Source organism: Paraburkholderia antibiotica (assembly GCF_012927125.1).
Taxonomy (GTDB): domain Bacteria; phylum Pseudomonadota; class Gammaproteobacteria; order Burkholderiales; family Burkholderiaceae; genus Paraburkholderia; species Paraburkholderia antibiotica.
In genome coordinates this window covers 31,786-55,078 of the sequence record NZ_JABBFZ010000027.1, presented here as the reverse complement: position 1 = coordinate 55,078, position 23,293 = coordinate 31,786, and the positions used below count along the sequence as shown (strand labels likewise).

General features: G+C 57.7%; 37 protein-coding genes and 1 tRNA gene. All 38 read right to left on the bottom strand.

All coding sequences use genetic code 11. From position 1 onward, the window contains the following. Positions 1-59: 59 nt before the first annotated feature. Positions 60-644, bottom strand: a complete 585-nt coding sequence (locus HHL14_RS29500; protein ID WP_169501131.1) for a phage neck terminator protein — start codon at positions 642-644, stop codon at positions 60-62. A gap of 3 nt (positions 645-647) precedes the next feature. Beyond that, positions 648-1,019: a hypothetical protein gene (locus tag HHL14_RS29495; protein WP_169501130.1), complete on the bottom strand. Its 372-nt coding sequence runs from the start codon at positions 1,017-1,019 to the stop codon at positions 648-650. 8 nt (positions 1,020-1,027) lie between these two features. Further along, entirely contained in the window at positions 1,028-1,585 is a 558-nt protein-coding gene (locus HHL14_RS29490; protein WP_169501129.1) for a hypothetical protein, read from the bottom strand. A gap of 1 nt (position 1,586) precedes the next feature. Continuing rightward, a complete protein-coding gene (locus HHL14_RS29485) occupies positions 1,587-1,982 on the bottom strand; it encodes a DUF4054 domain-containing protein (protein ID WP_206002581.1) in 396 nt (131 codons plus the stop codon). After that, on the bottom strand, positions 1,979-2,182 hold the full coding sequence (locus HHL14_RS29480) for a hypothetical protein (RefSeq protein ID WP_169501128.1): 204 nt from the start codon (positions 2,180-2,182) through the stop codon (positions 1,979-1,981). Before HHL14_RS29480 ends, HHL14_RS29485 begins: the two co-directional genes overlap by 4 nt. A 58-nt stretch (positions 2,183-2,240) precedes the next feature. Then, entirely contained in the window at positions 2,241-3,308 is a 1,068-nt protein-coding gene (locus HHL14_RS29475; RefSeq protein ID WP_169501127.1) for a DUF2184 domain-containing protein, read from the bottom strand. A gap of 70 nt (positions 3,309-3,378) precedes the next feature. Next, on the bottom strand, positions 3,379-3,885 hold the full coding sequence (locus tag HHL14_RS29470) for a structural cement protein Gp24 (RefSeq protein ID WP_169501126.1): 507 nt from the start codon (positions 3,883-3,885) through the stop codon (positions 3,379-3,381). A gap of 9 nt (positions 3,886-3,894) precedes the next feature. Beyond that, positions 3,895-5,307: a DUF2213 domain-containing protein gene (locus HHL14_RS29465; protein ID WP_206002580.1), complete on the bottom strand. Its 1,413-nt coding sequence runs from the start codon at positions 5,305-5,307 to the stop codon at positions 3,895-3,897. Position 5,308: 1 nt separating this feature from the next. Next, positions 5,309-5,590: a hypothetical protein gene (locus tag HHL14_RS29460; RefSeq protein ID WP_169501124.1), complete on the bottom strand. Its 282-nt coding sequence runs from the start codon at positions 5,588-5,590 to the stop codon at positions 5,309-5,311. Between the two features lie 67 nt (positions 5,591-5,657). After that, entirely contained in the window at positions 5,658-5,822 is a 165-nt protein-coding gene (locus HHL14_RS29455; protein WP_169501123.1) for a hypothetical protein, read from the bottom strand. A 3-nt stretch (positions 5,823-5,825) separates the two neighbouring features. Beyond that, entirely contained in the window at positions 5,826-6,566 is a 741-nt protein-coding gene (locus tag HHL14_RS29450; protein WP_169501122.1) for a phage head morphogenesis protein, read from the bottom strand. Positions 6,567-6,747: 181 nt separating this feature from the next. Beyond that, positions 6,748-8,193: a DUF1073 domain-containing protein gene (locus HHL14_RS29445; protein WP_169501121.1), complete on the bottom strand. Its 1,446-nt coding sequence runs from the start codon at positions 8,191-8,193 to the stop codon at positions 6,748-6,750. Positions 8,194-8,238: 45 nt separating this feature from the next. Further along, complete coding sequence (locus HHL14_RS29440) at positions 8,239-9,570, bottom strand: PBSX family phage terminase large subunit (RefSeq protein WP_230413258.1); 1,332 nt, start codon at positions 9,568-9,570, stop codon at positions 8,239-8,241. A gap of 22 nt (positions 9,571-9,592) precedes the next feature. Next, entirely contained in the window at positions 9,593-10,123 is a 531-nt protein-coding gene (locus HHL14_RS29435) for a helix-turn-helix domain-containing protein (protein WP_169501119.1), read from the bottom strand. 9 nt (positions 10,124-10,132) lie between these two features. Continuing rightward, entirely contained in the window at positions 10,133-11,320 is a 1,188-nt protein-coding gene (locus HHL14_RS29430; RefSeq protein WP_169501118.1) for a winged helix-turn-helix domain-containing protein, read from the bottom strand. 358 nt (positions 11,321-11,678) lie between these two features. Next, positions 11,679-11,755: transfer RNA gene (locus HHL14_RS29425), tRNA-Thr, on the bottom strand. Between the two features lie 672 nt (positions 11,756-12,427). Beyond that, positions 12,428-12,550, bottom strand: coding sequence for a hypothetical protein (locus HHL14_RS33660; protein WP_268966660.1), 123 nt, complete (start codon positions 12,548-12,550; stop codon positions 12,428-12,430). Between the two features lie 60 nt (positions 12,551-12,610). Continuing rightward, positions 12,611-12,829: a hypothetical protein gene (locus HHL14_RS29420; protein ID WP_329601751.1), complete on the bottom strand. Its 219-nt coding sequence runs from the start codon at positions 12,827-12,829 to the stop codon at positions 12,611-12,613. Positions 12,830-12,894: 65 nt separating this feature from the next. Beyond that, positions 12,895-13,152, bottom strand: coding sequence for a hypothetical protein (locus HHL14_RS29415; RefSeq protein ID WP_230413257.1), 258 nt, complete (start codon positions 13,150-13,152; stop codon positions 12,895-12,897). A 17-nt stretch (positions 13,153-13,169) separates the two neighbouring features. Beyond that, entirely contained in the window at positions 13,170-13,544 is a 375-nt protein-coding gene (locus HHL14_RS29410; protein ID WP_169501116.1) for a hypothetical protein, read from the bottom strand. A 301-nt stretch (positions 13,545-13,845) separates the two neighbouring features. Next, a complete protein-coding gene (locus HHL14_RS29405) occupies positions 13,846-14,082 on the bottom strand; it encodes a hypothetical protein (RefSeq protein ID WP_169501115.1) in 237 nt (78 codons plus the stop codon). Further along, positions 14,079-14,447 (bottom strand): hypothetical protein, encoded by a 369-nt coding sequence (locus tag HHL14_RS29400; protein WP_169501114.1) that lies wholly within the window; start codon positions 14,445-14,447, stop codon positions 14,079-14,081. The genes HHL14_RS29405 and HHL14_RS29400 overlap by 4 nt, the downstream gene beginning before the upstream one ends. Continuing rightward, a complete protein-coding gene (locus HHL14_RS29395) occupies positions 14,444-14,956 on the bottom strand; it encodes a hypothetical protein (protein WP_169501113.1) in 513 nt (170 codons plus the stop codon). The genes HHL14_RS29400 and HHL14_RS29395 overlap by 4 nt, the downstream gene beginning before the upstream one ends. After that, positions 14,953-15,591, bottom strand: coding sequence for a recombination protein NinG (locus HHL14_RS29390; RefSeq protein ID WP_169501112.1), 639 nt, complete (start codon positions 15,589-15,591; stop codon positions 14,953-14,955). The genes HHL14_RS29395 and HHL14_RS29390 overlap by 4 nt, the downstream gene beginning before the upstream one ends. A 248-nt stretch (positions 15,592-15,839) precedes the next feature. Beyond that, positions 15,840-16,256, bottom strand: a complete 417-nt coding sequence (locus tag HHL14_RS29385; RefSeq protein WP_169501111.1) for a recombination protein NinB — start codon at positions 16,254-16,256, stop codon at positions 15,840-15,842. After that, the gene (locus HHL14_RS29380) at positions 16,253-16,981 is read right to left on the bottom strand and encodes a metallophosphoesterase (RefSeq protein WP_169501110.1); all 729 of its coding nucleotides are present in this window, start codon (positions 16,979-16,981) and stop codon (positions 16,253-16,255) included. The genes HHL14_RS29385 and HHL14_RS29380 overlap by 4 nt, the downstream gene beginning before the upstream one ends. After that, entirely contained in the window at positions 16,978-17,547 is a 570-nt protein-coding gene (locus HHL14_RS29375) for a dATP/dGTP diphosphohydrolase domain-containing protein (RefSeq protein ID WP_206002578.1), read from the bottom strand. Before HHL14_RS29375 ends, HHL14_RS29380 begins: the two co-directional genes overlap by 4 nt. Next, a complete protein-coding gene (locus HHL14_RS29370) occupies positions 17,544-17,765 on the bottom strand; it encodes a DUF7220 family protein (RefSeq protein ID WP_169501109.1) in 222 nt (73 codons plus the stop codon). Before HHL14_RS29370 ends, HHL14_RS29375 begins: the two co-directional genes overlap by 4 nt. Continuing rightward, entirely contained in the window at positions 17,762-17,944 is a 183-nt protein-coding gene (locus HHL14_RS29365) for a hypothetical protein (protein ID WP_169501108.1), read from the bottom strand. The genes HHL14_RS29370 and HHL14_RS29365 overlap by 4 nt, the downstream gene beginning before the upstream one ends. Next, positions 17,941-18,480: a hypothetical protein gene (locus tag HHL14_RS29360; RefSeq protein WP_169501107.1), complete on the bottom strand. Its 540-nt coding sequence runs from the start codon at positions 18,478-18,480 to the stop codon at positions 17,941-17,943. Before HHL14_RS29360 ends, HHL14_RS29365 begins: the two co-directional genes overlap by 4 nt. Beyond that, positions 18,477-18,956 carry a hypothetical protein gene (locus HHL14_RS29355; protein ID WP_169501106.1) on the bottom strand — a complete coding sequence of 160 codons (480 nt, stop codon included), beginning with the start codon at positions 18,954-18,956 and terminating at the stop codon, positions 18,477-18,479. Before HHL14_RS29355 ends, HHL14_RS29360 begins: the two co-directional genes overlap by 4 nt. Then, positions 18,956-19,735 carry a DNA-methyltransferase gene (locus tag HHL14_RS29350; protein WP_230413256.1) on the bottom strand — a complete coding sequence of 260 codons (780 nt, stop codon included), beginning with the start codon at positions 19,733-19,735 and terminating at the stop codon, positions 18,956-18,958. Before HHL14_RS29350 ends, HHL14_RS29355 begins: the two co-directional genes overlap by 1 nt. Positions 19,736-19,827: 92 nt before the next feature. Next, positions 19,828-19,986, bottom strand: a complete 159-nt coding sequence (locus HHL14_RS29345) for a hypothetical protein (protein WP_169501104.1) — start codon at positions 19,984-19,986, stop codon at positions 19,828-19,830. Continuing rightward, positions 19,983-20,252 carry a hypothetical protein gene (locus HHL14_RS29340; RefSeq protein ID WP_169501103.1) on the bottom strand — a complete coding sequence of 90 codons (270 nt, stop codon included), beginning with the start codon at positions 20,250-20,252 and terminating at the stop codon, positions 19,983-19,985. Before HHL14_RS29340 ends, HHL14_RS29345 begins: the two co-directional genes overlap by 4 nt. Next, positions 20,249-20,776, bottom strand: coding sequence for a hypothetical protein (locus tag HHL14_RS29335; RefSeq protein WP_169501102.1), 528 nt, complete (start codon positions 20,774-20,776; stop codon positions 20,249-20,251). Before HHL14_RS29335 ends, HHL14_RS29340 begins: the two co-directional genes overlap by 4 nt. Further along, positions 20,769-21,536, bottom strand: coding sequence for a YdaU family protein (locus HHL14_RS29330; RefSeq protein WP_169501101.1), 768 nt, complete (start codon positions 21,534-21,536; stop codon positions 20,769-20,771). The genes HHL14_RS29335 and HHL14_RS29330 overlap by 8 nt, the downstream gene beginning before the upstream one ends. A gap of 106 nt (positions 21,537-21,642) precedes the next feature. Continuing rightward, positions 21,643-22,509, bottom strand: a complete 867-nt coding sequence (locus tag HHL14_RS29325) for a hypothetical protein (protein ID WP_169501100.1) — start codon at positions 22,507-22,509, stop codon at positions 21,643-21,645. Next, a complete protein-coding gene (locus HHL14_RS29320; protein WP_169501099.1) occupies positions 22,506-23,240 on the bottom strand; it encodes a ParB/RepB/Spo0J family partition protein in 735 nt (244 codons plus the stop codon). The genes HHL14_RS29325 and HHL14_RS29320 overlap by 4 nt, the downstream gene beginning before the upstream one ends. Positions 23,241-23,293: the final 53 nt, after the last annotated feature.

Genomic DNA, 23,293 nt, shown 5'->3' with positions numbered 1-23,293 from the left:
GGCTCCAGAAATGAAAAAAGCCCGCTCAGTGGCGGGCCTGTCTAAGAGGGTGAAACGGGTTACTGGGAACTGATCGGGCCAGTAACCATGTCGGTCTGGACCGTGCCTTGGGCGGTGAGGATGTTGAGTACAGCGTAGGTGCGGGTGATCTTACGGCGGAAGGTGAGCGTCAGGTCATACCGTCTGATCCATTGCTCGTTGAGCAGATCGGGAGCAGGGATGATCGGTCCTGTATCGACGCTGTTCATGTCCTGCGCCTTCAACTGCTCGAGGTTCTGCGGGATCGCCAGACCGTCAGAGAGCAGTTGCGCATTCTGCATGGCGTTCGGCCCGTAGAACGAGGCCAGCACGTCGATCTGTTCGTGACGGATGTACGTGTCCGAGCCATCGCCCGTACCGCTGTGGATGATCGCGGGTCCATCGTCGGGCGTCTGTACTGCAATGCCCAGCGCGCACCAGTTGACGGTCGGCTCCGGCTGCTTCGGCGGATTCGGCTGCCACCGAGGGCGAACCATGTTTCCGGGTAGCGCCGTGATGCCGACGATCATCTGTTGAAAGATCGCGGTGAGCGCGTCGTCCTCAAGCGGCGGCGACGCCACCGCTGGCGAGAGATATCCGCCAGTACTGGAATCGTTGCCTGCCATGGATTAGCCTGAGAGTTGCTTGAGCGTACAGGTTGCTGAGACGAAGCCGCGGCCGAAGGTTGAATAATCGTTGACGTTCGTCACGGTCCACTGCAACCCTTGCCAATTGACGACATCGGCGTCATAGCCGGACTGCCCGTCGATCAGTTTGAACTGCGAGTGAATCGTGATCGTGTCGCTGATGTGTTCGCCTTCTGCGACGCGATGCAGTACGGAACCGCTCAGGCTCGTCACCACGCCATAGAATGACGTCGTCGTCGAACTGATAACGGTGTTGCCGTCATTGCCGACCGTCTGCGCATTACGCGTGACGGAGAGCGTCAGATCCATGAAGGATGGATCGAGCAGGACGTCCGAAACATCGAGTAAGGGCATGCTGATCCTTATTTCTTGCGTACGACGAACGTCACGGCGTTGCGCAGCGAGCCGGTGTTGATGAGAGGCTTGATGCCGGCAGCGTCCTGCGCTTCCTGCTCCGTCTTGCCTTGCGCCAGAAGCGTCGCGTAATCCTTCTCAGCTTTGCGCATTGATTTTGTTTTCCGGCTGCGGTTGCGCTGGGCAATAGTGCGCGGCGAGAGCGGAGCGAAGGGGCCGTCGTTGATCTTCTTCCTGACGGCATTCTGGCCAACCATGCCGGCCGCTTTGAGCGCGGTTTCGGCGCCTGCCGCAGATCCGGAGAGCGCAGAGAGTGCGCCCTTACGAAGTCGAGCTGCTATTTCGTCCTGCACATCGGCAATGCCTGGCACGAGGAAAGGGCGGGCGGGGATGTTGTTGGCCGGAGAGCCCGTTTCCATCACATAGCCGATCTGAGCATTCGTGATAGGCGTATCGGTGCGCTCGGGAGAGCTATCCGGGATGCCGACCAGTACATCCCTGTTTGACAGTTGACTGAGCGCCTTGATCACGTCGCCCAGTTTGTCGATCGTGATCTTGACGGTCATATCAGCAATTTATCTGTAATCCGCCGGCACCGAACATGCGTGCGAGGCCGAGGAAACGGGTTCCATAACTGGTCATATTCCAGAACCCCGCATCAGTCAGGGTGACCGCCGACGTATCGTATGAAACAGATACCTTGTCGACCGACTTGGATGCTGTCGGTCCCTTTACTTCTCCGGGCACACCACCAACCGAAGCCGCAAGTTGATCTTTGGCCGAAATGGCGAGGTGATGACAGGCAGCGAGCTCAATGCCGAGGTCCGTCAGTTCTGCCCACCGAATGGGGTTGACCAGCGAATTCGCCACAGTCAACCACATGTTGACGAGCGAGTCCGGGTAGATCGTCACATCGGCGAACTCCGGAAAGTCGGATCGTAGCTGACTGGGCGTGATGCTCATGGCTTGGCTGGTCTACCGGGTTTGCGTTTTTCTTCGACTGCGACATCGGAGGCGACTTCGGCCGCGGCGCGCTCATCACTGTGCAGAAGTACGAACCAGTGTTCTTCGTACTCCGCCGGAATTTCGTCGCCCGCCTTGAAGTACAGCGGCCGGCAGTCGTCGCGGGTCAGTGTGAAATCCTGATTGGCGATTCGGGTCATTTTCTTTCCTGAAAGAGGTCAGGAAGCGTCCATATTACAACGCCTCCTGACCGCGCGATCAGATTGCGTCGCGGTAGGCCAGCGTCGTGCCGTAGCGGAATTCCACCTGGCCAAAACGCGCCCAATAGGTGGTGATCTGGAACAGCGAGCGATACTCGAGCGGCGTGCGCTGCAGTTCCGTCATCGGGTACTGGACATACTTCTTGTCCTTGTTGTACGCGACCATACGGTCAACCGTACCGAGTTGCCCCGGTGTACCACCGACGCCTGCCCCGATCAGCCACTTGAGAGGCAGAATGTCCAGCGGCTGGCCCATCTGCGCACAGATGTTGTTCTTCAGGATGTACGCGAGGATCGTGTCCTGTGCTGCCGTGTTGACCGGCTGGCTGCCGATATAGCCGAGTTGCGCCGGCGGGAGCAGCAGACGATTCGGGAGCACCTTCCAGCCCGAAGCCGCCCATGCGCTCGTCAGGATTTCGTTGACGTCCTTGAGGATTTCAAGGGCCGTCTTGGTGGTCCATTGCGGCGTGCTTGCGGCGCCGTTGGCGACGTTCTGATAGCTGCCGACCGCGCTGTTCGAGTTGACGAGACCCGTGAAGCCCAGAGACGTATCACCGAAGTAGATGATGTTGTCGAGGTCCATGTTGCGCTTCAGGTTCATACCTTCAACCTTCTGCGCGTCGACCGGCTGGCCGAGGGCTTGCGCCTTCACCAGTTCGGGCACCGTGTACTTGACCTCAGCACCCCACAGGCGCATCGGTTGCGGCGTCTTGCCGATGTCCAGCGACGGACCGGCGATCGCATTGCCTTCGTTCGAGATCCAGTTCAGGCCGCCCGGATTGATGCCACCCGACATGGCGAACGCCGAGTTCGTCCACGAGGCGATCTCGTCAGCCGGCGAGACGTCGGTGCGGATTTCGACGTCGCGCGACCAGGTGAACTCGACCAGCGGCTCGTTGAGCGTCTGATCCAGGCGTTCCAGCTGACCGACGAGGAAAACGCCGGTCGAGTCGACCGTTGCCTGGTCGTAGGTGTATTGCTGGTCAGCCGTGAAGTGGCGGATTGCTTCCCGCGACGCTTCAGCGATTTCCCGGCGCTTGAGGAATTTTTGAACAGACATGTCCATTGAGTGTTTGCTCCAGAAACGAGAAACCCCGCCGAGGCGGGGTCTATGGGGCGTTGTTATGCGCCGGGGATCAGATGTTGAATGCGATTTCAGTGACCCCGTATGCGTCTGCGGGGCCAGTAAAGTACGTATTCGACGGAAGGGCGATCGTGTTGGTCGTATCCGATGCGGCCTCGAAGCCGCCCAACGGCTTGCCAGAAGCCGGGTTAGCGACGCGCACATACACCGTGCCACCCTTTGCTGCCGCTGCGACCCCACCCAACGCGACGTTCACGTAGCCGCGCTTGAGGACATCCGTCACGCCAGAGGTCGGCGGGGTAGACGTGCCGAGTGCGTCAGTGCCGTTCGTCTGGATCGGGTAGGGGCGCAGATTGATGCCATAGACCGATGCTGCGGTGTCGGCCGAGTTATTGATCGGCTGTACCTTGCCCGATACGAGCTTGACGGCCACGCCGAACACGGTCGGGGGTGCCGACGAATCGATCTGCTGCGTTTCGATTGTCGCGACTTCGGCGCGCTGAAGGTCGCCGGCGAAACCAGCCGGCATGCGGAAAGTATAAGCTTGCAACGAGGGCATGTCGGCTCCTTACTTACGTTTCGCCCAAAAATCGGCGTGGATCTGGTTGAGGTCTTTCTTGGCCGGTGTTTGCGAGTCGGCAGTCGACGTCTTCGCGGTCTTGTTCTTCTGCTTCACGAGCTCCGATGCAGCATGGAACGCCATCTTTGCGGCGGCGCAATCCATCTTCGAGACATCGGCGTCGCCCGTGATCATGCGTACAAGGTCACCGTTGTCGTTGGTCAGCGCAGCGCGGAGAGCGCGCCGGCGCAGAACACAAAGCGCATCAGCCGTCTGCTTTACCGCTGCCTTCGCATCGAAGGTCGGCAGCTTCACGCCTGGAGCGAGGATTTCGGCGCGCGCCTTGGCGTCCTGGAATTCGTCGCGGAACGAGGTGGAATCGCTGGTCGACTTCTTCTCGTCGTCGCCCTTCTTTTCTTCTGACTCGTCCGAATCCATGGTCTTGTCGGCATCGGGATCAACTTCCTCGCCGTCATCCTTGGTTTCGTCCTTCTTCTCTTCGTCCGCGTCGTTGGTCGAGCCAGATTCGAGTTTCGACACGCGCTCGCCGAGCGCCGCCATGCCTTGTGCGATACCGTCGAGGGCGGTCATTACCTTAGCCATCGGATCGGCTTCGCCTTCGTCGTCCTTGGTGTCTTCCGATGCGTTGGCCTTTTCGGTGCCCGGCATGTGGATGTGGATCGCGGGCACGTTTTCAACCGAGCCGTCTTCATCTTTCACTTCTTCCAGCGCCTTCTCGAAACCTTCCGAGTCGCGCGTCATGAACAGCTTGCGCATTTTGTCCGCAAAGGATGCGCCTTTCTTGCTCGCCATCAGGGGTTCTCCCATAAGCTCTTTCGAATCCTGTACTGAACATACAGGGCCACAGCGGGCGTTCTTCACAAGCGCCACATGGTTGCCCACAATGGACGTTTGCCGCGCCCGCCCAGGCGCGATTTGCTCGTATCCGGCGTCATAGCCGCATGAGATTTCCTTGAGTCCGTTGTTGCGGATTTCGTTGATCGCCCCTTTATCGGTGATCAACAGATCAGCGATGAGCAGGTTGCTCTGATCGCCCTCGCCGCGGCGAATGTTGTGCGTTGTACCCTTGGCGAGGTATGACCATGTATCCGGCGTTACCGGATCACTGGGATGGTTGAGCGTGACAGGCTTCCCGAGAAAGCTGGCGATCGTGTCTGGCGCAAAGACCTCATCTTCGTTGCGCTCAACCTCGATCACGCCATCCTTGGCCTCGATGCCTTCCAGCTCCATCTCGGCGTAGTCCTGGACGCCAGTCCGCGCAATGGGCACTTCTTCACAGAGCAGGTAGCCTTCTGGCGTATACGACTGCTTGGGGCCGAGCTGCTCGACGGCAAAGAATCCCGACACAGTGATCGCGTCATTCGTGCGCTTCGTCTTGCATGAATCGCAATGGCACGTCATGTCACTTCCCGGCGGTGATTCGAATCTGCGCAGGATCGCCCGTGGTGATCGCAGCGATGTTCGTCGCCGAGTTCAGATTCATGACGACGGGGACGTTCTGCACAAGGGGATGACCGGTTGCGACCGTAACCGTCGTGCCGTATCCAACGTAGGCGACAGCTGGTCCCAGATTGGTCAGGATGACTTGCGTTGGCGTACCGGTTGCCGGAACGGCAACGTATTGCGACGTACCGTTAGCGGAAAGCACCGCTTCGCCGGTAAAGATGAAATCGGGGAGGGCCATTTAGCCTGCCTTAGGCATGAAAAAACCCGCTCGGGGCGGGTTGGGGGAGAGTCATGAAGTCGCGCGATTAATCGGACTTCTTCAGCCGAATGGCCAGATCCAGAAGGTATTCGGCCTGCTTTCGCGCCGGCGCTTCGACTTCGATGTCATGCAGCACAATGACAACGTTGCGCCGGCCAAGCCGATGGCCTATGAAGGCCGCAATGGCGATTACTGCGAGCTCGATGAGCATGGGTCAGTCACTTAGGATGGGCTCCATCCAACATCGACAGTTGAAAATCTGCCCTGGGAAAGTCTCGGTCCCGTCTGACAGACGCGGCGGCTTATCCAGCGCGAATATCTTCCCGTCCATCTCGCGGTGCGACTTTCTCACCGCTCCGTCGTGGCTCGTATGCCAGATGGCATGAGTGCAACCGATATGCTCAGCCCGCGCCTGCGTCAACACTGAGGCTGTACGAGCGGTCTCCGTGCGTGCGATCAAAATCGAACGAGAAACTGTCACCTCTTCTGTTCGCCGAATCTCCTTGGCGATCTCCGTGAAGCGAGTGGAATCCTCTAGCCCAGCCAGCGCCAACCGATGCACCCGCTGCGCCGCTTCCCTCGGAATGCTCTGGATCATGTCAACCTGCTCAGCGAGCAATTGCTGCATCACGCGGCCGGTCGGCGCGTTGCGGATTTCTTCGCGAAGGCCGCGTGAAAGATCCTTGGCCATCGTCTGCCATGCCTGCTCATCGCGCAGCGCGACGTCCATCAGCATGTTGCTTGCCGTCTGCGTCGCCCAGCCCTTGAGCATGTCGGCGTAGGCATTCAGCAGATGCTCGATCGTCGGAACCGCGGACATATCGCCCGGCGTGAAAGGTGCGACGATCGAGCCAACCTGTTCGGCGACCTTGCGTAGTTGCAGGGCGTAACGCTGCTCGATGCGGCCCGTCTTGACCGGGTTGCGGGCTCGCTTGCGGTCAAGAGTGAGCGTCATTTAATCGCTTCTTCGGCTATCTGAAGAAAGTGGCGAATGGAACGTAAACAATCAATTGCCTGGTCCTTGTTCATCGCGCGGCGCATTCGAGCGGCAGCCTCTTCGAAGTCACCCGCATACTGGACGAATGGATTGACGGGACGAGTCGGAGGCCGCGGATAGTTGATACACCGATGTCCCATCACTTCCTCCGAAACCGCTTAAGCCAGTCCAACGCGCTGCCAGAATCACCGGTCAGCTTTGAAACATCAGGCAAGTCCATCTCGCCGGGTGGCGGAGCATTCTTTTCCTGCTCTTCGGCTTCGGCGATGTCGTCGTCAGATATGTTCCCGAACATGCCGGTCACCGGGGCCGACGCTTTCAGCTCCTTCATGCCGCCGCTCACCGTCAACAGGTTCGCATCGACTGCCGCCGTGACGGCGTCGACGGTCGATTTCGCGATTTCCGACTTTTCCTTCTCCGACATTTCCTGAAGATTGCGGAACTCGAATGAGAAGTCGTCGGGCAGGGGCTTACCGAGCGTGGACATCGACATCACGGACAGCAAGCGATGCAGCGGATTGCGTAGTCGCCGCTCCTGGTTCTGCTTGACCTTCTCATGCCATTGCTTCATTTCCCCTTCGCCGGTCGCGTTAAGACCGGTGGGAGACTGCCCAAACAGGCGAGTGAATGGCATGCTGAGCGCGCCGCAAAGCTGTTGTGCGAACTGCGTGAGCATGTCGGATAGGCCGGAAAACGCGTACGTATGCGCCTCAAACTTATCTTTGGCATCGACCAGCGTCATACCTTCGTTCGTCTGCGCAAACCTCGTAAATTCCATCTGAGCCTTCAGGCCGGCAAGGGCAGGGCCGCCCATTGCAATAATGTCGCGCAGCCCTTCGATCGTCATGGTGCGAAGGTGGGCTTTGTAGATCAACTGGCCAGCACCGACAGATGCACTGTCGAATGCAATTAGGCGATCCCACATCGGCTCAAGCACCGACAATCCCCAGCCGTTCTCAGAGACGCGCTGGTAGAACGGCAAATCCATTCCATCCAGACGAATCACGCGCGAGTAGTGAATCTTGGCCTTCGGGATCGCGGCGTAGTCGGCGATGACGTTGTAATAGACCGGCTTGCCCATGTCGGGGCCGAATTCTTTCACCACTTCACCAACGGGCGGTGACACCATCCAACGATCAAGAATCAGAAGCCCTTTGAACTGGTCCTTACCGATCGACTCGACACGCAGCGGAGTAGCGAAATCCTGCCCATCGATCAGCATGACGGCCAGGCATCCACCGTACAGGTTCGCCCACTTGCCGTCGTCACACAGCGCGTCCCAGATCGCGAGACGCATCATGTCCCGCTCGATCAGCGAAATGTCTTCAGGCTCAAGCCCGGACATTTCAATACCGCACCGGGTCATGTCTTCCGGCATCGCGTCAACAGCCGCGCGCACCACCCACGAGCCACGATAAGCGGCCTCAAGGTTGATGCGGTTCCGGCTTTGATACGACAGCGCATACTGCGAGGCCGATGACTGATTGTTTGTTCCCCACCCCAGGTTTGCGGTGGCATTGACAAAAGAATCGTTGGTACGCGCTACTGTCACGCCTGCCTGCTGGGTTCGACGTGACTTTGCCATGCTAGAGGAATTTCCTTTTTTGCGGCACGAGGCCTTTGAGCGGTTTTATCCCGCCAGCCGCGCCCAAATGTCGAGATTATTTCCGCCTGGCGCGTAGCACATAACAAATGCATCTGCGAGGTTAGGCGACGCTACCTCACGCTTGGCGAGGTCTTTCTTGCTTTCCACCTTCACGCGCCCGTTCTGGTCGTAATCGCGCTTAGGCGTCGATAGTTCATCGATCAGGCGTTCGAGATGAGGGCATTCAGCAGAGATGCTGATTAGCTGGTCATCGGGGAATTTCTCGCCGCGACGGACGGCATTGAAGGTATTGCGGAATCGATCGGCCAGCATCCACCACGCTTGCGCCTTGATGTTCGAGAACATGTCCTTATTCTTGACCTTCGGCTGATATTCGCGCTCTGGCTCCCACACGGCGCCGCCCGCGTTGAACTTCTCGTATCGGACGGGAAAGCGATCAGTCGATGACTCGTTGACTTCCTTGAACTTCGCGCCGGCAGATGCGCCGACACCAATCGAGTCGTAATGAATCTGGGCGTCACGCTCTTTGGCGGCTGCGTAAGTGCGGCTGCACGATTTCAGCAACTCGTCTTCGCCAGCCTTCCACTCGTCAGCCCACAGAACCACGGAGCCATGCGCGAAGACGTTGGCGCATTTGTCGTTGCCGCTGTCGGCGACGTCGAATCCAATCCGCTTGCTGCCGGACGGCTCGAAGCCAAGCGTCTTATGCGCATCCACCGCAGCCATGATCCACGAGCGCTTGATGATCGCGTCGTCGTCGTCATCCTTGGGCTGGCCAAGGTAGATATGCGCGAACTCGTCTTCGTCCTCTTCTTTTGCGGCCTCGATCACCTGCCGCATCGTGTCTGACAGGAACGGATTCTCGTCGTAGTTGATCAACCGCTTGACCGTCCGGGGCGGCGGATTCAGCACGAACCGCTTGTAGACAAAGTCCGTTGCGAGACGCGGATTGAAGATCAACCAGTGCTGCGAACCCTGCTTGCGGATGGTCGGCTCGAGAACCTTCCATTGCGCCTCGGTCAGCAGATGGGCTTCCTCCGACCAGTGGATGTCGATGCTTTCGATCGACTTCACTTCGTCGATCTGGCGCCACAATCCGTAGAAGACAAACTCGCTGCCCGTCGCCGTGCAGATGATCTTGTTGTCGAGGATGCGGAACTTCGAACGCAGCCCGAACCGCTCGATCTGGATCTTCAACAGGCTATAGACCGAATCCTCGATCCTGTTCTGGAACTGGCGTGTGCAGAGAAACTTCAGTTTCATCTGCTGCGCGAGGAAGATCGCGAAGCCTGCCGCATCCCATGACTTGGAGCTCGACCGGCCGCCATAGAGCACGCGATTGCGTGCCGGCGTCATCCAGAAGTCACGGAGGACAGGGTTAAGGCTTGGAGCCCCCATAGAAGTCATCGAGCGTCATTGTCGGCTTTTCTGGCTCGTCGAGCGCCTTGTCTTTGTTCGCCTTCAGGAGGTTCACGCCGATCTCGCTCGCTTCGTTCGCCATACGGGAAAGGACCGCCACGCCCTTGAGGGTTTGCACGCTCTCCTCAGTGAGGGGCGCGCTGTCGTCAATCTCGGCAACCTTCATGTGAGCGATGCCGGCAAGACGGTGGGCCGTGGCTGCGCCGTAGTCGGCTGCACTGGCCAGGTGACTGCTGATCGACATCAGCCGCTGAGCCAAACTTTGCGCACTTATCTGCGAACTAATCGGCAGTTTCGAAAGTGCGGTCTGCGCAGTAGCTATTTGATTTGCAACGCTTTTTATTTCCGAAACCTGCGAACTTACTTTCTTTCTGATCGCCGTCTCGGAGACGCCGAACTCTTCAGCGAGGGCGCGCCCCGATTCACCTTCCAGCAGGCGCTCCTTGATACGTGCCCACTGTTCTTCGGTGAGTTTTGACTTGCGTCCCATGGTGTTCTCTTACGCTGCCTCGAACATCTCCGGTACCACCGTGTTGCGTGCCACTTCGCCATACTGGGCGTGATACGTGATCGCCTGAGCCGATCGCTCGGAGACGTAGCCGTGCCGCGCGGAGTGGGCGTCGTTTGCCGCAAGAGTGCGATGCTGCACGACCGTCACGCCGTTATGCTCTTTCTCGTCTTTGTGGTGCTGGTGGCCGGTGTGAATCACACGCTTGGTCGTAGCGCCCCACATGGCCGGGAACTTCGACGCAAACAGAAGCGGCATGCTTTCTTTGCGCGTCAGGTGCCCATGGTGGAAGCCGAGCATGTTCGTGCCGTGCTGCCATGCGTAATAGGGCGACTCCGAATCGATCACTGTCACACGGGGCTCGTTTTCATACAGCGCGCGGAACATGGCACGAAGCCAAACCGACGACGACAAGTCGTGATTGCCTTCAGCCATCAGCACGACAACCTTCTGGTGCCGCTCCAGCGCGAAGTCAACGATCCTGCGCAACACCCGGATGGCCACGCCGACGATTTTCGAATATCGCCCGTCCTGGTCAAGAATGTTCGAGTGAAGAGGCGTCACCGGCAACATGCCGCCACTGCCATCGCTATGCAGGAAATCGCCGAGCTGGGCAATGAATGCGGTGCTCGCCTTCGGAGCGGCATCGATCATGTGCGCGAATGCGGAAACCAGCGTGCGTTCAGCGATCTTTAGGTCCCAGTCCGCTCCGGTCTCCTTGCCCCAGGCCAGCATGCCCAAATGGTAGTCCGTGAAAGTGTACAAATTGCACAGCGCGTCGCTTGTGCCCGCTGGAAGCGGCGCAGGCTTAACGCGCGGCAGCGTCTCAGCCATCGCGGCGCACGCTTCACGGAATATCTCCGCCTGGCGCTCAGCATTCACGGCCGACTTCACCCACTGCCCGCGAGGCTTTCCCTCGTCGTCGTAGTAGGTCGACACGCCTTTGACCACAAAGCCGTCAGGGACGGTCTTAGTCATATCGTGGCGCGGGCTGAATCCCATCTTCGCCGCCCGCAGCTCAAGACTATCCAGCGTCCGAATAATCGAGCTGTGATGCAGTCCCAACGCTTTGCCGGCCGCACTCGGCGAGCCGTGCTCAATGACTGCCTTAAGCAATTCGGCCTCGCGCGCGCCGGCAAACTCTTTTAATCGTTCGTCGTACTGTCGCGTAGTGGCCACGGCTTCCCCTTATCTATTTGCGCCGCCTATATGAGGCGCTTTCGGTCTGAATTGGCTGATTGCGCCACTTTTATGAGGCGAGTGTGGCTTTAAACTCGCCACAGTAATGATCGCTGTCAACCTCAGGCCACGCGACGCCCGTAATTCCAGTCGACACGTCATAGACGTAGACCGGAGGATAGCGGCGGCAGCGGAGACCTTCGGCACGGTCGAAATGCGCGAACCTGCATTCCTTGCAAATCTCTGTGCGATCGACAGCTTCGGATTTCTTTCGCGATGCCATCGGCGCACCATCAATAGAAAAGCCCTCAACCTTTCGGGAGAGCAGACCAACAGGGGGAGTTGGCGAGGAGAAAACTGGTGCCCTCAGCACGGATTCGAACCTGCGACCTGCGCTTTACAAAAGCGCTGCTCTGCCTGCTGAGCTATGAGAGCGAAGAAAGCTACTAGTCGTCGGCCCGCATGGGCGCTTACCCGTCTATCGACGCGCGCGGCCAACGACATTCACCTTCACGACTGGCTGCTCAACCCTGTAAGGTGGGCTCGCGCCAGCGACGCGTACTGGCATACGCGGAGCCGCCATGCGTGAAAGTGCTCGTCTTTCCGAGCCGTCAGGCCTCTCCACACCCACTGGAGCACTGTCTTAGGCAATGAATCTCTGTCACATGCCCGTCACGGATTCGAACCGTGTCCTTCACCAGATCTCGGCCAGCGAGCCGGGATCGAACCGGCCTGCTCGTTGAGGGGGGGCGCCTTGCCGAAACTCAATCCGACCCGGGCGACGCTATCCGCTTTTCACCCTCATTGAATCGCTGCAACCCGTCCACCTTTAGTGGTGCGTTTGACCCGTTAGGGCAGTCTCAGCGATTGAATCAGGATGCTCTCGGGCCACAAGCTCAGCGATTAATCTGACTCGTGACACCCTTGAGATACAAATAGGCGCTTCCGTCGCCCGTCTAACTCTGTGCAGCCGACCTGCATTGGCGGCGGAAGCAGGGGATCATTCACCCAGAAGCATGTCGCACCAGGTGGTCAATACTTTCGCGCAAGCCAAATGCCAGTTGAGCGCGAGTAGCGGACCAAACGCTAGAACTTCCAGGATCTCGTTCACTTTGTGAGCGCCCGAAGTTGGTCCAACCGCGCGATCATCGAAGCCCTGAGCGCCGGATCAATAGCGCGCATGCGCTCGATGTCACGCTCCAGACTGTCGATCAGTTCCTGAATGTTCATTGCTTGCTCAAATTCTGGCCGGCGAACCGGCAAGAGACACGTTGCGCGTCTGCGGGCGGGTTACAGCTCTCGAATGGGCTGCGGCAGGGTGAAAAGGGCTTCGGCAGCCTTGCGCGCTTCCGACCACTCCTTGCGGACAGTCAGCGTGCGGCGCTTTTCGGCGCGCTTCTGTTCATTGGCTTCTCGGGCTTGCTTCTCTTCAAGTACACGACAGGGATCGCCGTACTGATGCGAGGGAAGAGCGGTCGAGCGCATTGAAACCAGAAATGAAAAAGCCACCGAAAAGGGTGGCTTGTGTGTGCGTTGCGCGTGGACGCAACTTGGCTTGGGTGAATGTTATACCTTCAGTAGTAGTTCGCAAGTTCTTCGTGTAACACTTTTGCCTCGGGCTCTGAAGCCTTCCAGGCATATAGTGCTGATGCGCCTCGACCCTCCTGCGCTTCAACCACGATATGCCCGGATTCCTCAAGCATTTTGAGTACACGCCACACACCCATGCGGACCTGCTTCTTCTCGCGCTCGTCGGCTTTTCGCCCTACGATCGAATATACGATCTGGCGCATACGGAACTGTCTGCCCGGGTAGGAGGCGAGGAGGCTCATGGTCTCCGCGGCATACTTCATTGAAAGGCCCTCTCGACGCGACGCTTGACGCTCGCGAGAATCGTCTCGTAAGCGGGCGTCGTCAGCTCCAGTTTTCGGGCCGCAGCAGCAACGCCGCCACTGTGCCGCGAGTATTGCCACGGTGACAAGTATTCAGCCTGGAGAACCTTCCGCTCAATTCGAATTGCGACGTCGAACACTCTCTGCACCCGCATCGCGTTTTCTTCGTGGATCGGCGCGGGGCGATCGTCTGCTGCGCTATCCACGTGAAGCTCCGATATAACCCAGGTGCCGAGGAAACTACCCGGCAGACGCGGGTGCGGGGAAGGTCCGGAATTCGCCCATCGCGCCCAGTTACGCAGCTCATGATCCACCCAGTTTGCAGCACTCATGTTGAACCCCGCGCACTTGAATAAATTCGTTATCACAGAACCACAATTAGTAGTGCTATTTTACAGTAAAAATACTACATGTACCAATTGGGGTGAGCTGTCAACCCTGTACCTTGAGATCAAACAAGCGCCCAATTTGCCCAGTCATTCCATGCTTCCTCCGGAGTCCATCCAAACCCAGTAGACGTGCCATCAGCTGCGCAGATCCAAAGACCTTTCGGGTTCTTGTAGATATGCGGAAGAGGGCGCATGACTCGATACGGGAATAGTCCGAAAAGTTTTTTTGTGACCAGAAGGCGCTTCATCGTTCCTCTCCAGTAACACCGTACATGTACATCGGTTCTGACGACGGACGTTTCCGGTTAAGCTCATCAAATAGCTCGACGAGAAGATCACGTTCCAACACCGGCTTATCCCGCTTCCTCCGCAACGTAGGCGCCGAGACCCGCGGCTTATGCAGCACAACGAGAAATAGGAGTAGGCCGAGGGCGAAGACTCCGAGAATGAAGCCGACGAGTAGAACGCCGAGGTTGATCATGCTTTCTCCTTGTCGCGCGCTTCAATCCATGCATTCAGTTGCTTCACATACTCATCATGCGTCGGGCCTTCACTGACTTCGAGGCGGAATGTGTAGCCTGAGTCATATCCTCCGCTGATGCAGACGCGGCTCATATCGCGTGCAGCGATCTGATTTGAGAGGTTGTATAGAGCAGACGACAACGCCTCGATACTGTCGGCTTGAAGATCGAGAGTGAATTGAACCGCCCGGCGCGGCGCATCGGAGCGCTCATTCAGGCGGAGTTCCTCAAGTTCGCGGACCACCTTCTCATACTCCGTAAAGTGAACGAATACACCATCCTCGCGAGGGGCGCAGCTTGTGCCGTAGCGTGTTGGGTTGGTCATGCGGCCTCCTTCGCACGGGAAGCGATGAGAACTTCCGTGACAAATTGTTTTGCCTCGTCCCATGAATGGCTACCGTATTTCAACAAGTGCAGGTACGAGTGAGCCGCGTAAATGCAGCGAGACTTGGAATCTTCGCTGGGCTGCAAATCGCCAGCGGCCATTTCAAGCAACATCATCGCTACAAACACGGGGTCACTATTCGGATATAGATTCGACTTCATGCCGGCCGGCACAAGGTTTCTCATGTCCGATGCAGGCACGCCGTCAATTACAGCCATCAGTACAGCGGTCGCGGACTCTTTGTGAGAATGAGTGCCACCTCTCTTGGTTGACGATGTGAACGACTCCAGGATGCGGCGCGCCCTCTCTTTGGTAAGGGGTAAATGTCCGTACTCGTCTAGCCATCCGGCCTGTAGCGGGTAGGGAACCCCGAATGCGCGCGCTTCAATGGTGGAGAGCGCCTTATTCTTCGGGCCGTACTTTCTCATCAAATACTCTCTCAGATTCATGCTGCCTCCAATTCTTTCCGTTGTTCAATCCGCCGCTCCAACCGGCGAGCCTTTTTGTTCATCACCTTCTTAAGCCGCTTGAGGTAATCGATATCCCACTTGGCTGTCCACTGCATCGACTCGATTTCCTCAACGCGATTGATTCCGATGCGCTCTATCAGGCCCTTGCGATAGTTCGTATGCGAACCCCCAAGGTCTCGATTACATTTCTTACATTGCGCAGAAATATTGGGGAGGAAGAAACGCATGTGCGCAGCGCTTCCGACGCTTCTAAAATGGCCGGCGTCCATTCCACCGCCGAACCTCTCGGTGGGGTAGGAGCCGCACGAAATGCAGCCGCGGTCAGCCAGTTGATCCCGCAGCCGCGCCACCTTATTAACGATCGCCTGGCACTCGGCAATCCACTCTCGGCGCGTCTTGAGTTTGGCTTTGCGTTCGGCGAGTGACTTCCGCTCCTCACGCTTCGCCCGAGCGGCTTTCTGTGCCTTGAGCTTGTTGGACCAAGCCTCGGCACACTTTGGCGAGCAAACCGTGGTCGTACTGCGAAACGGAATAAAGACGTTTGAGCACATGCGGCATTTGCGCGGCTTCAGGGCCTTCGGCTTGATGGAGGTGCGGATCACTTGCGACTCCATGCACATATCACTCCGTGAACCGTGACGAGCAACATCACAATCCAATAGGGCGGGCTGCCAATTTCGATTCCCTGGCACGACAGGAAGATAACCAGCGCCACCATATTGATGGTCATAAGGACGCCTACCATTTCCGCACCTCGCAATCAAAGACGTGCGTCCCAACAAGGAATGAGCCCATGTATGTGCATTCGGCCTGGACTGTCATGTACGCCAGCGTCCATGCCGAGAAGAAAATCAGGGCGCCTTTAAGCATCGAACTCCACCCCCAATGTTTCCCCGGCGTAGTTCTGCACGGCATCCAGATAAGCCGAAAACTCCCCCACGCTCATCAGCGTCGTTGACTTACGGCGTGTGATAATCTCACCATCGGGCAGGGTGAGTTCGTCGAGAATCCCGAAACGGCGCGCGAAGAACTCGTGCCAGGTGTCTTTGTCGTACTGCTTCCCATCGACCCATGCGGCTTCGCTGATCTGCTTGAGCACGGCGCCCCAGTAGAATTTGTTCTGCTGGGCGTTGCGCTGCCGCTCTTCAGCCGTCACGATCAGGCGCAACGGCTCACCCTTGTCGGCAAAGACCGGCGCGTTGGCTTTGATGAAGGCGACGACGGCATTCCAGACGCCGCCATTACGCAATGTGAATTCGCGGTAGAGGGCGGCGCTCACGCTGCCTCCCATTCGAGCTTCTTCTGCATCGCCGGAACCGTCTCCAGCGTGGCTAGGTTGATGAACGTAAAGTACCCGCCACGGAATACCGCGCCCGTGTCGATGTAGTGCACATTGCCGAGCACGGCTGGGCTCTTGAGAGGAGTGTGGCCGACGATGAGTGCGCGCAGATCCGGTACGCCACTGACGTCTTCATCTTGAATACGCTCGCGCGACCACAGCGCCGCCTCAAACACGGCCTTGCGCATCTTGTTCGACATGTTCGCGTCGTCGAGCGAGACTGTGAAATCACGCCACGTCGGGAAAGGGCAATCCGCATGCAGGATGCCGATCAAGCCGCCCTCGGTCTCCACCTCAATGGCTACGGGCAAAGCATCAAAGGCGCACGAGAAGGCGAGTTGCAGGTGACGCGGATTGCCGACATTCCAAGCGCCGCCATTGGCTGCGTAGTTCGCCGCATCCATGTTTCCGCTGGGATAGCGAATAGCCATGTCTTCGTGGTTGCCGCGCACGGCGTGAAACCACGGCTCGTCAATCCATTCCAGCGCGAGTTCGGAATCCGGCCCGCGGTCGACCAGATCGCCTACGCTAAAGAGACGATCGCGCGACGGATCGAAGCCCATATTGTCGAGATCGGTACGGAGCAGCTTGAAACAACCATGGATGTCACCGACCGCGAAATCGCGGCCAGAGGTGTTGCGTTCGAAATGTTTTACGAAAGTCATGCAGCCTCCCTGTTGCTCTCAGCGATCAGCCTCGCGTCTTCCTCGCGTGCGGCGTGTTCGGTCATGGCGGCGACATGGTCGGCCCGCTTGTCGATGCGGCCCGAGCTGCACTTGCCCGGCTCGCATTCGCAATAGCTGCTGCGGCACTCGTCTTCGATCGTATAGTGCTTCGGTGATTTGTCGGCGTGGCGATCAAGGATCGAGCCAGCGGCAGAGTTGAGCGCCGGATAGAACGCCTTCGATGATGGCGCTCGGTCATCCTCAACCTTGCTTTGGATCATCGCGTCACGCAGCACGACAAGCGACGTAATCGCCTTAGTGATGTGCGACATACCCGAGTCGGGATCGACGTCTTCGCCTTCCCACCATGAGAACAGGTGGCGAAGTGTCGCGTCGTAGTAGACCGAGGCACGCACACCAACGGCGCGATAGTTGTGCCGGCCATACTTCGCCGCGCCTTCGAGCATCGCAACGCCGATCTCGGCCATCACGGCAGCGGAGACGGTTGACATCGGCGCTTTTCGAATTCCGATGCTGTCTTTGGGGTTCGTCGGTTTGTTCGTCATGCCTTCCTCGCCGTAAAGCCGTTGAAAACTCTTCTGAGCACATATGAACGCGCGATGGAAATCCCGGTGTAGATAATCCCCATCAGAAAGTTATTCGCCAGGCTGATGTGCATACCGAAAAGCGGGAAGATCAGCAGGTTCGCGGTGTAGTTGATTCCGAAACCGATGCAGGTGTTGGTGATCGCCTCTGCAATCGATCCTTTGCGCGATTGGCTCATGCTTTCTCCTTCTCGTTAGCTTCGTTCCGTGCCGCCAGAGCCAGACGCTGCGCCTCTTGAAGCCGGCGTGCGTATTTATCCGGCGAGCAGAACACGCCGTCTTCGGCCATCCAATCGAGCATCTGGCGATACGTAAGGCCTATAACGAGTTGGGTCGTCTCTTTCAGATCGGTTCTCATGCCGCCTCCATTTCTTCTTCGGGTGAATCGGTCAGGTGGATGTAGACGCGGCCCTTTGGCGCGGTCGGGACGGGTGATACGCCGGCGGCGATAGCAAACGGATTAGCCATCTTTCGGCCGATCTTTGTTTTCTTTCGTGCAAACGGCTTCGGTGCATCCAGAAGCCCGTTTGCCGGCGCCAATTTGGGCGCCCACTTGCCGCCATTGGGAGGCGGCTCCCATCCAGCAATGCGAAACTCCGTGCGGTACGTTTGCCGAATGTTTTCCACAGCCCGATACTGGATTCCTAAACGCTCGCCGATCTCACGCGATGTCATCGGACCTTCGCGCTCGAGAAGGTTGAGTACGCGATCCAGGCCTGGCCTCAACTTAACGACACCTGATAGCGGCCGCGACAACCCCTCAAGGCGAGCCGTTCGGCGCACGGATGCAGGCGTGTGTCGTGGAAAGAGCGCCATGAGCTCGGCGCACGATGGAGCGGTTGCATAGCGCTCCCGCAACAAGGCTATTTCCGTGGTGAGCCAATCGTTTTTCACGCTGTCTCCGGCGTTTTCCAAAAATGTTTGTCCGCTACCTCGCTGGCCGCATGCACTTCGCCCAGCGTGCACATCGTCAGTTGCGTCGACCAGATCTCGACCACGCGTCGGACCGCTTCCAGTCCGAGCTCATCGAATCCAAAGCGACCGGTATCGTGGTATCGCTTTGCCACGCGTTTCATCGCATCCTGCGCGACCAGCAGATACGGCTTAGCCTCTTCGCCAACGCCGCCCTCGGTGCACAACACCCATGACTGATTGATCGCGTGCGCTATCTCGTTCCAGTGCGAAACATTTCCATGGCCCTTGGCGATGCACTCGATAGCCGCGAGGACGGGCAATTCCATTTCGTCGACGTCGCCTTCGACCACTTCCTGTTTCGAAACCTTCGCAGCCATCAGGCGGTTGATGCCTGAGAACAGGTGACGCGGGTCTTTGTTGCGGTCGCGGCGATTTTTGTGTTTGGTTGTGAGCATCACGCCACCTCCAGTTGCAAACCGGGCTGGCGCAGGCGGTCGCGCTGTAGCGGCTCATACTTCTCATTCAACTCGCAGCCAATCCAACTGCGATCTAACTTTTGGGCTGATGCTGCGACGGTGCCGCTACCAAGGAAAGGGTCAAAGACGATATGGCTGTGTTCTGTTGTTGCGAGGATGCAGCGCTCCGGAAGTTCGCTAGGCATCGCTGCCGGGTGACTGCCATCGCTATCTGAGCCGATCTCCCACACGGAGTGGCCCCACCATTTGTGACCGGGGTTATGTGCGCGGTACATCTCCGACTTTGAGAACAGGAACAGGTATTCGTGACTGGTGGCGGGGCGGTCCAGACGCATCGGTTCGACGGCTGCAGGCTTTTTCCAGATAACTGTCTGCCGCAGATACCAACCGTCGCGGCGCAGTCCGTCAGCGAGCTGGAATGCAACCAGCGTGAGGTCTTTCATCTTGTATCCAGCGGGAGGCATGCGAAATCCTTTGCGCTCCTTGATCGTCGACCATGCGGCACGATCACCGCGATTACCGCCGCCTCCTTTTCCGCTTGCGGCGTAGACATCGCCAACATTCAGCCAGAACGTGCCGTCTTCGGCGAGCAGATCTCGAGCAAGTCGGAACGTCTCTACCAGAACGCGCACGTACTCGGCCGGATCACGCTCAAGCCCGAGTTGTGCTTCGTGCCCGTAGTCTCGAAGTCCACCCCAATACGGCGGCGACGTGACGATCGTCTGCACCTTCACGCCATCAGCGATCATCGCGCGCATCGTGTCGCGGCAATCGCCAAAGTGGCATTGGTCAAGCCACTTAGTTATACTATTCAGTCCCATTTCAGTTCTTCCACTCATCCCATCACCCCTTACCGTTTCCTGTGTTCCCAGATGGCCAGCAATCCAGCCTTCACCTGTTCGGCATCCTCTGTGCTGTGAATCGCGAGGTTCGCGATGAAGGCCCTTAGCTCTTCGAGTGACCACGGCGCGATTTCGTCGAGTACGTCTTTCAACTGGTCCGTGCTCATGCGCACCTCGCCGCGCTCTGCATCGCCTCGAGCGTTTCGACGGCCCTGAAAATCGGCGGCGTCGTCTTCGCTTGAGACCAAACCGTTCGCGGGAGCAGGGCGGAGTCACGGATCATTACTGCCTCGCCGCGGCCCTCCATCGATCGCAGTGAGCGGATCGTCGAATCGCTGTCCGAGCCAAGATATTCCGCAAGCCGCTCGACGGATGCGCCGTCAGGATGGTCCGCGAAGAACTTGAGGATTCGTGGTCTAAGTGGTGCGCTCATGCTTTTTCCCGTCGCTCATCAAGTTGCATCAGTGTCCGAATTTCATCGCCTCCAGCCAGACCTACAGCTTTCGCGATCAACACATGCAACGTCGGAATCCCCTCTTCGCCGGGTTTGACGCTAACCCCGCCTTCACGCCTGAGTCGAATTTGAGCGATCGACTGACGTGTGCGCTCGGCCTGTTCCGATCGAAGCGCCTCACTCATCTCTAGGCGGGGCGCCGAGGGCTGTTGAATCCACTTCGTCGGCTGGAACAACTTGCAGAGGTCGCGGAACTCAGGCAGCGTCGGCGGAAACGTTTTGTGTTTCTCGGCGCACTTGCCGATCGCCTTCATGACCATTCCGGAATCGAACTCGCGCAGGCCATTCAGCCAAACCGACCGAGCCGTTGCCATGCCGACATCCTCGCCCGTCTTCTCGTCCACTTGACCAATGCGGTACTTGTCGAGGACGCTGTTTCCGTACATTCCGTGAAGCAGCATGAAAATCTGCTTAACCTGGACTTCATCGATTGCCTTAGACATCAATGACCTCACTAGGGGCGCTAGAAGCCCCGAAAATGGCTGCTGCTGCCGCTGACCGGTCGTTACGTAGGGGTTGGTTGCTACCTCGTCGCGCGAAGTCGCCACGAAGCGGAAAAAAGCCAGACCAGCCACGCAGGATTGATTGCTCAATCACAGCCTTCGGGTCATTGCCCTTGCTTCGCAGGTCGTCCAACGTTCGCACTGCCAGACGGATGGCCGCCTCGCCCATTGGCTTGCGCATCTGCTTGCGCATGGTCACGAAATCAATCCATGTATCAGTCGGGACCCAATCCGGAATGACAAAAGGTGCCGCAGGCGCCTTTTTGCCCTTATCTAAACCGTTAGGTTTAGATATATGGTTACTGGTTACTGGATTCGCTTTTTTTTCGGTTTGCCTTTGGGTTTCCTCTGGGTTACCCAGTGGGTTTTCTCTGGGTTTAGGGGGTCTCCCCCCCTTGCCCCCATTCAATCTGTTTTTTTCGGCTTCTTCGTTGTAGGCGAGGATCTGATCTTCGATCTTCGCCTGGAACAGTTGTCCATCTACTTCCTCGAAGAACTGCTGCGAAACCTTGTCCACAGCGGTTCTCTCCTGTTCCGAGAATGCGCCGGCAATGCGGCACAACGCATCCAAGTTGGCCGGCAACGGCTTCTCAGTGGCGTAGTAGTAGTCCATCAACTCGTTATAAGCACCCCGCTCCGTGAGACTCAAGAGCCTCGTCGCGGTGGCGAAGTCGCCTATGTGCTTGCTGTAGTACTTCATGGGTTCCCGGTCTTCGGTGTCGTCGCTCATAACCCAAAAATAACCCAGTGGGTTTAGGAATCCTGATCGAATAGCCCGCTCGTTTTGATGGGGCGGACCCTAGTATTTACAGCCCAACGATGCGATAATTGGGCTGCTTGAACTTCTTCACGGTCGCGCTCGTCGCGGCCGTTTTCTTTTGTTCGACCGAAACGATGTTGTCGTTAAGGAATTTGCGAACTACGGCGACCATTTCGTCCTGGTTAATTCTGATTTGGCGCAAACCATGGTTTTCCGGCTGGAATGCTTTAAGGCACCGACAAAGCATGTCGAGACGACCAGACGCGGACACGTGACCGGTCAAAGCTGATTTGAACAAGCTTTTCGCAACTGTCGGCATCGCATCCACGTCCATCAATACCAGTGCTCGATACGTGCTTTTGACATAGTCAGGGTTCGCTCCATTTACCAGCTGAAGAATTGCAGCGGCGCGGACAGGCGCGCTACTCCATGTCTTCGATGCAGTGGGGCAGAAGTCCATCAACTCATCATGAGCGGGCCTGAAATACTCTACGAACGGGAGCATGAATGCCGGCGTGATCGCAGACTTGTTATTGGCGACCAGGGCCGCCAGGAAGCGGGAGACTTCGGCGACACGAGAATTCTCACGAAGCACATCCGCAGCGGTACGCTTGAGTCCCAAATCGATCGCCATATAAGCGTCCTCGTCGAGACCACGCGTGACGAGCATCACCACTGAGAAGTCATCAGGCATTTCAGATATGGCCGTCAAGCGATGCTGGCCATCAACGAGCGTGCCATCCGCGATGAATGCGATACCCTGATGCGTGATCTTGTATTCGCCGCGATCAAATATCGATTTGTATCCATCGACGACATTGCGGCGAAGGTTTCGATTTGCAGTATTCTGACCTAGCCAGTTACGAGCGATGGCCGGCGTGATCGTTTCATAAGCTGATACAGGCTTCGTCATGCTTGAACCTCTTTAAGGTTTAGTTGATGAATGGCGCTTGCGATTTGCAAAAGCAAATCACGCTCTTCTTCGGTGAATTCGTCTTGCGCCTGGATAGCGCTCAACGTCAGGCGTCCATATGTACACAGCATCGACACATGGCGTTCTTTGGCAGCGCGAAGCTCTTCGCGCATGGCTTCAGCCTTCGGGCCGGTCTTGGGTTTGGCAGTTGGTCTAGGCGCAAGCTTTGGCGCGACCGTCTCGACTGCTTTCGAGAGGCTGACCTCGCCGTGTGCAACCTTCTTCGCGAGGACGGGGTCGGCCTTAGCGACGGCATCAGCGCGACGCTGGGTCATGATGCTTGCACCGGATTGCGCCGCTCTCTGCTCGGTCGTATCAAGGCAAGTGTTCTCGTGAACACTTGAGCGGACTCCGCCATGTGTTTGTGCCGCAGCCCAATCCTGAGCGCTCGCAACAATCGCCGCCTGCTGCCCCGGCGAAAGATGACGACGATGGAGATTGGCCGACAGCACGAACGACACGAGATTGCCTCCGCCGAACTTGACCGTCTGCGGCGTGATACCAATTTCGGCGCATGCGCGGTAGCGATTCCCGCCGTCTAGAATCATCCCTTCGTGGATAACGATGGGATTTCGAAGGCCGTTAGCTCGGATGTCATCTTTGAGCGATTCGAACTCCGCGCCGGAGAGGCGCGGGAATAGCGTGCAGAGCGGGTGCAGCTCGAGATTCATCGAATCACCCCAATAAGTTCACCAACGGTCCACACGATCACCATCCCGATCCA

What these genes read in the sequence shown, in the direction of transcription:
- HHL14_RS29500 (WP_169501131.1), bottom strand. Translation starts at nt 644, where the DNA reads ATGGCAGGCAACGATTCCAGTACTGGCGGATATCTCTCGCCAGCGGTG.
- HHL14_RS29495 (WP_169501130.1), bottom strand. Translation starts at nt 1,019, where the DNA reads ATGCCCTTACTCGATGTTTCGGACGTCCTGCTCGATCCATCCTTCATG.
- HHL14_RS29490 (WP_169501129.1), bottom strand. Translation starts at nt 1,585, where the DNA reads ATGACCGTCAAGATCACGATCGACAAACTGGGCGACGTGATCAAGGCG.
- HHL14_RS29485 (WP_206002581.1), bottom strand. Translation starts at nt 1,982, where the DNA reads ATGAGCATCACGCCCAGTCAGCTACGATCCGACTTTCCGGAGTTCGCC.
- HHL14_RS29480 (WP_169501128.1), bottom strand. Translation starts at nt 2,182, where the DNA reads ATGACCCGAATCGCCAATCAGGATTTCACACTGACCCGCGACGACTGC.
- HHL14_RS29475 (WP_169501127.1), bottom strand. Translation starts at nt 3,308, where the DNA reads ATGGACATGTCTGTTCAAAAATTCCTCAAGCGCCGGGAAATCGCTGAA.
- HHL14_RS29470 (WP_169501126.1), bottom strand. Translation starts at nt 3,885, where the DNA reads ATGCCCTCGTTGCAAGCTTATACTTTCCGCATGCCGGCTGGTTTCGCC.
- HHL14_RS29465 (WP_206002580.1), bottom strand. Translation starts at nt 5,307, where the DNA reads ATGACGTGCCATTGCGATTCATGCAAGACGAAGCGCACGAATGACGCG.
- HHL14_RS29460 (WP_169501124.1), bottom strand. Translation starts at nt 5,590, where the DNA reads ATGGCCCTCCCCGATTTCATCTTTACCGGCGAAGCGGTGCTTTCCGCT.
- HHL14_RS29455 (WP_169501123.1), bottom strand. Translation starts at nt 5,822, where the DNA reads ATGCTCATCGAGCTCGCAGTAATCGCCATTGCGGCCTTCATAGGCCAT.
- HHL14_RS29450 (WP_169501122.1), bottom strand. Translation starts at nt 6,566, where the DNA reads ATGACGCTCACTCTTGACCGCAAGCGAGCCCGCAACCCGGTCAAGACG.
- HHL14_RS29445 (WP_169501121.1), bottom strand. Translation starts at nt 8,193, where the DNA reads ATGGCAAAGTCACGTCGAACCCAGCAGGCAGGCGTGACAGTAGCGCGT.
- HHL14_RS29440 (WP_230413258.1), bottom strand. Translation starts at nt 9,570, where the DNA reads ATGACGCCGGCACGCAATCGCGTGCTCTATGGCGGCCGGTCGAGCTCC.
- HHL14_RS29435 (WP_169501119.1), bottom strand. Translation starts at nt 10,123, where the DNA reads ATGGGACGCAAGTCAAAACTCACCGAAGAACAGTGGGCACGTATCAAG.
- HHL14_RS33660 (WP_268966660.1), bottom strand. Translation starts at nt 12,550, where the DNA reads ATGAACATTCAGGAACTGATCGACAGTCTGGAGCGTGACATCGAGCGC.
- HHL14_RS29415 (WP_230413257.1), bottom strand. Translation starts at nt 13,152, where the DNA reads ATGAGCCTCCTCGCCTCCTACCCGGGCAGACAGTTCCGTATGCGCCAG.
- HHL14_RS29410 (WP_169501116.1), bottom strand. Translation starts at nt 13,544, where the DNA reads ATGAGTGCTGCAAACTGGGTGGATCATGAGCTGCGTAACTGGGCGCGA.
- HHL14_RS29405 (WP_169501115.1), bottom strand. Translation starts at nt 14,082, where the DNA reads ATGATCAACCTCGGCGTTCTACTCGTCGGCTTCATTCTCGGAGTCTTC.
- HHL14_RS29400 (WP_169501114.1), bottom strand. Translation starts at nt 14,447, where the DNA reads ATGACCAACCCAACACGCTACGGCACAAGCTGCGCCCCTCGCGAGGAT.
- HHL14_RS29395 (WP_169501113.1), bottom strand. Translation starts at nt 14,956, where the DNA reads ATGAATCTGAGAGAGTATTTGATGAGAAAGTACGGCCCGAAGAATAAG.
- HHL14_RS29390 (WP_169501112.1), bottom strand. Translation starts at nt 15,591, where the DNA reads ATGGAGTCGCAAGTGATCCGCACCTCCATCAAGCCGAAGGCCCTGAAG.
- HHL14_RS29380 (WP_169501110.1), bottom strand. Translation starts at nt 16,981, where the DNA reads ATGACTTTCGTAAAACATTTCGAACGCAACACCTCTGGCCGCGATTTC.
- HHL14_RS29375 (WP_206002578.1), bottom strand. Translation starts at nt 17,547, where the DNA reads ATGACGAACAAACCGACGAACCCCAAAGACAGCATCGGAATTCGAAAA.
- HHL14_RS29370 (WP_169501109.1), bottom strand. Translation starts at nt 17,765, where the DNA reads ATGAGCCAATCGCGCAAAGGATCGATTGCAGAGGCGATCACCAACACC.
- HHL14_RS29365 (WP_169501108.1), bottom strand. Translation starts at nt 17,944, where the DNA reads ATGAGAACCGATCTGAAAGAGACGACCCAACTCGTTATAGGCCTTACG.
- HHL14_RS29355 (WP_169501106.1), bottom strand. Translation starts at nt 18,956, where the DNA reads ATGCTCACAACCAAACACAAAAATCGCCGCGACCGCAACAAAGACCCG.
- HHL14_RS29350 (WP_230413256.1), bottom strand. Translation starts at nt 19,735, where the DNA reads ATGCGCGCGATGATCGCTGATGGCGTGAAGGTGCAGACGATCGTCACG.
- HHL14_RS29345 (WP_169501104.1), bottom strand. Translation starts at nt 19,986, where the DNA reads ATGAGCACGGACCAGTTGAAAGACGTACTCGACGAAATCGCGCCGTGG.
- HHL14_RS29340 (WP_169501103.1), bottom strand. Translation starts at nt 20,252, where the DNA reads ATGAGCGCACCACTTAGACCACGAATCCTCAAGTTCTTCGCGGACCAT.
- HHL14_RS29335 (WP_169501102.1), bottom strand. Translation starts at nt 20,776, where the DNA reads ATGTCTAAGGCAATCGATGAAGTCCAGGTTAAGCAGATTTTCATGCTG.
- HHL14_RS29330 (WP_169501101.1), bottom strand. Translation starts at nt 21,536, where the DNA reads ATGAAGTACTACAGCAAGCACATAGGCGACTTCGCCACCGCGACGAGG.
- HHL14_RS29325 (WP_169501100.1), bottom strand. Translation starts at nt 22,509, where the DNA reads ATGACGAAGCCTGTATCAGCTTATGAAACGATCACGCCGGCCATCGCT.
- HHL14_RS29320 (WP_169501099.1), bottom strand. Translation starts at nt 23,240, where the DNA reads ATGAATCTCGAGCTGCACCCGCTCTGCACGCTATTCCCGCGCCTCTCC.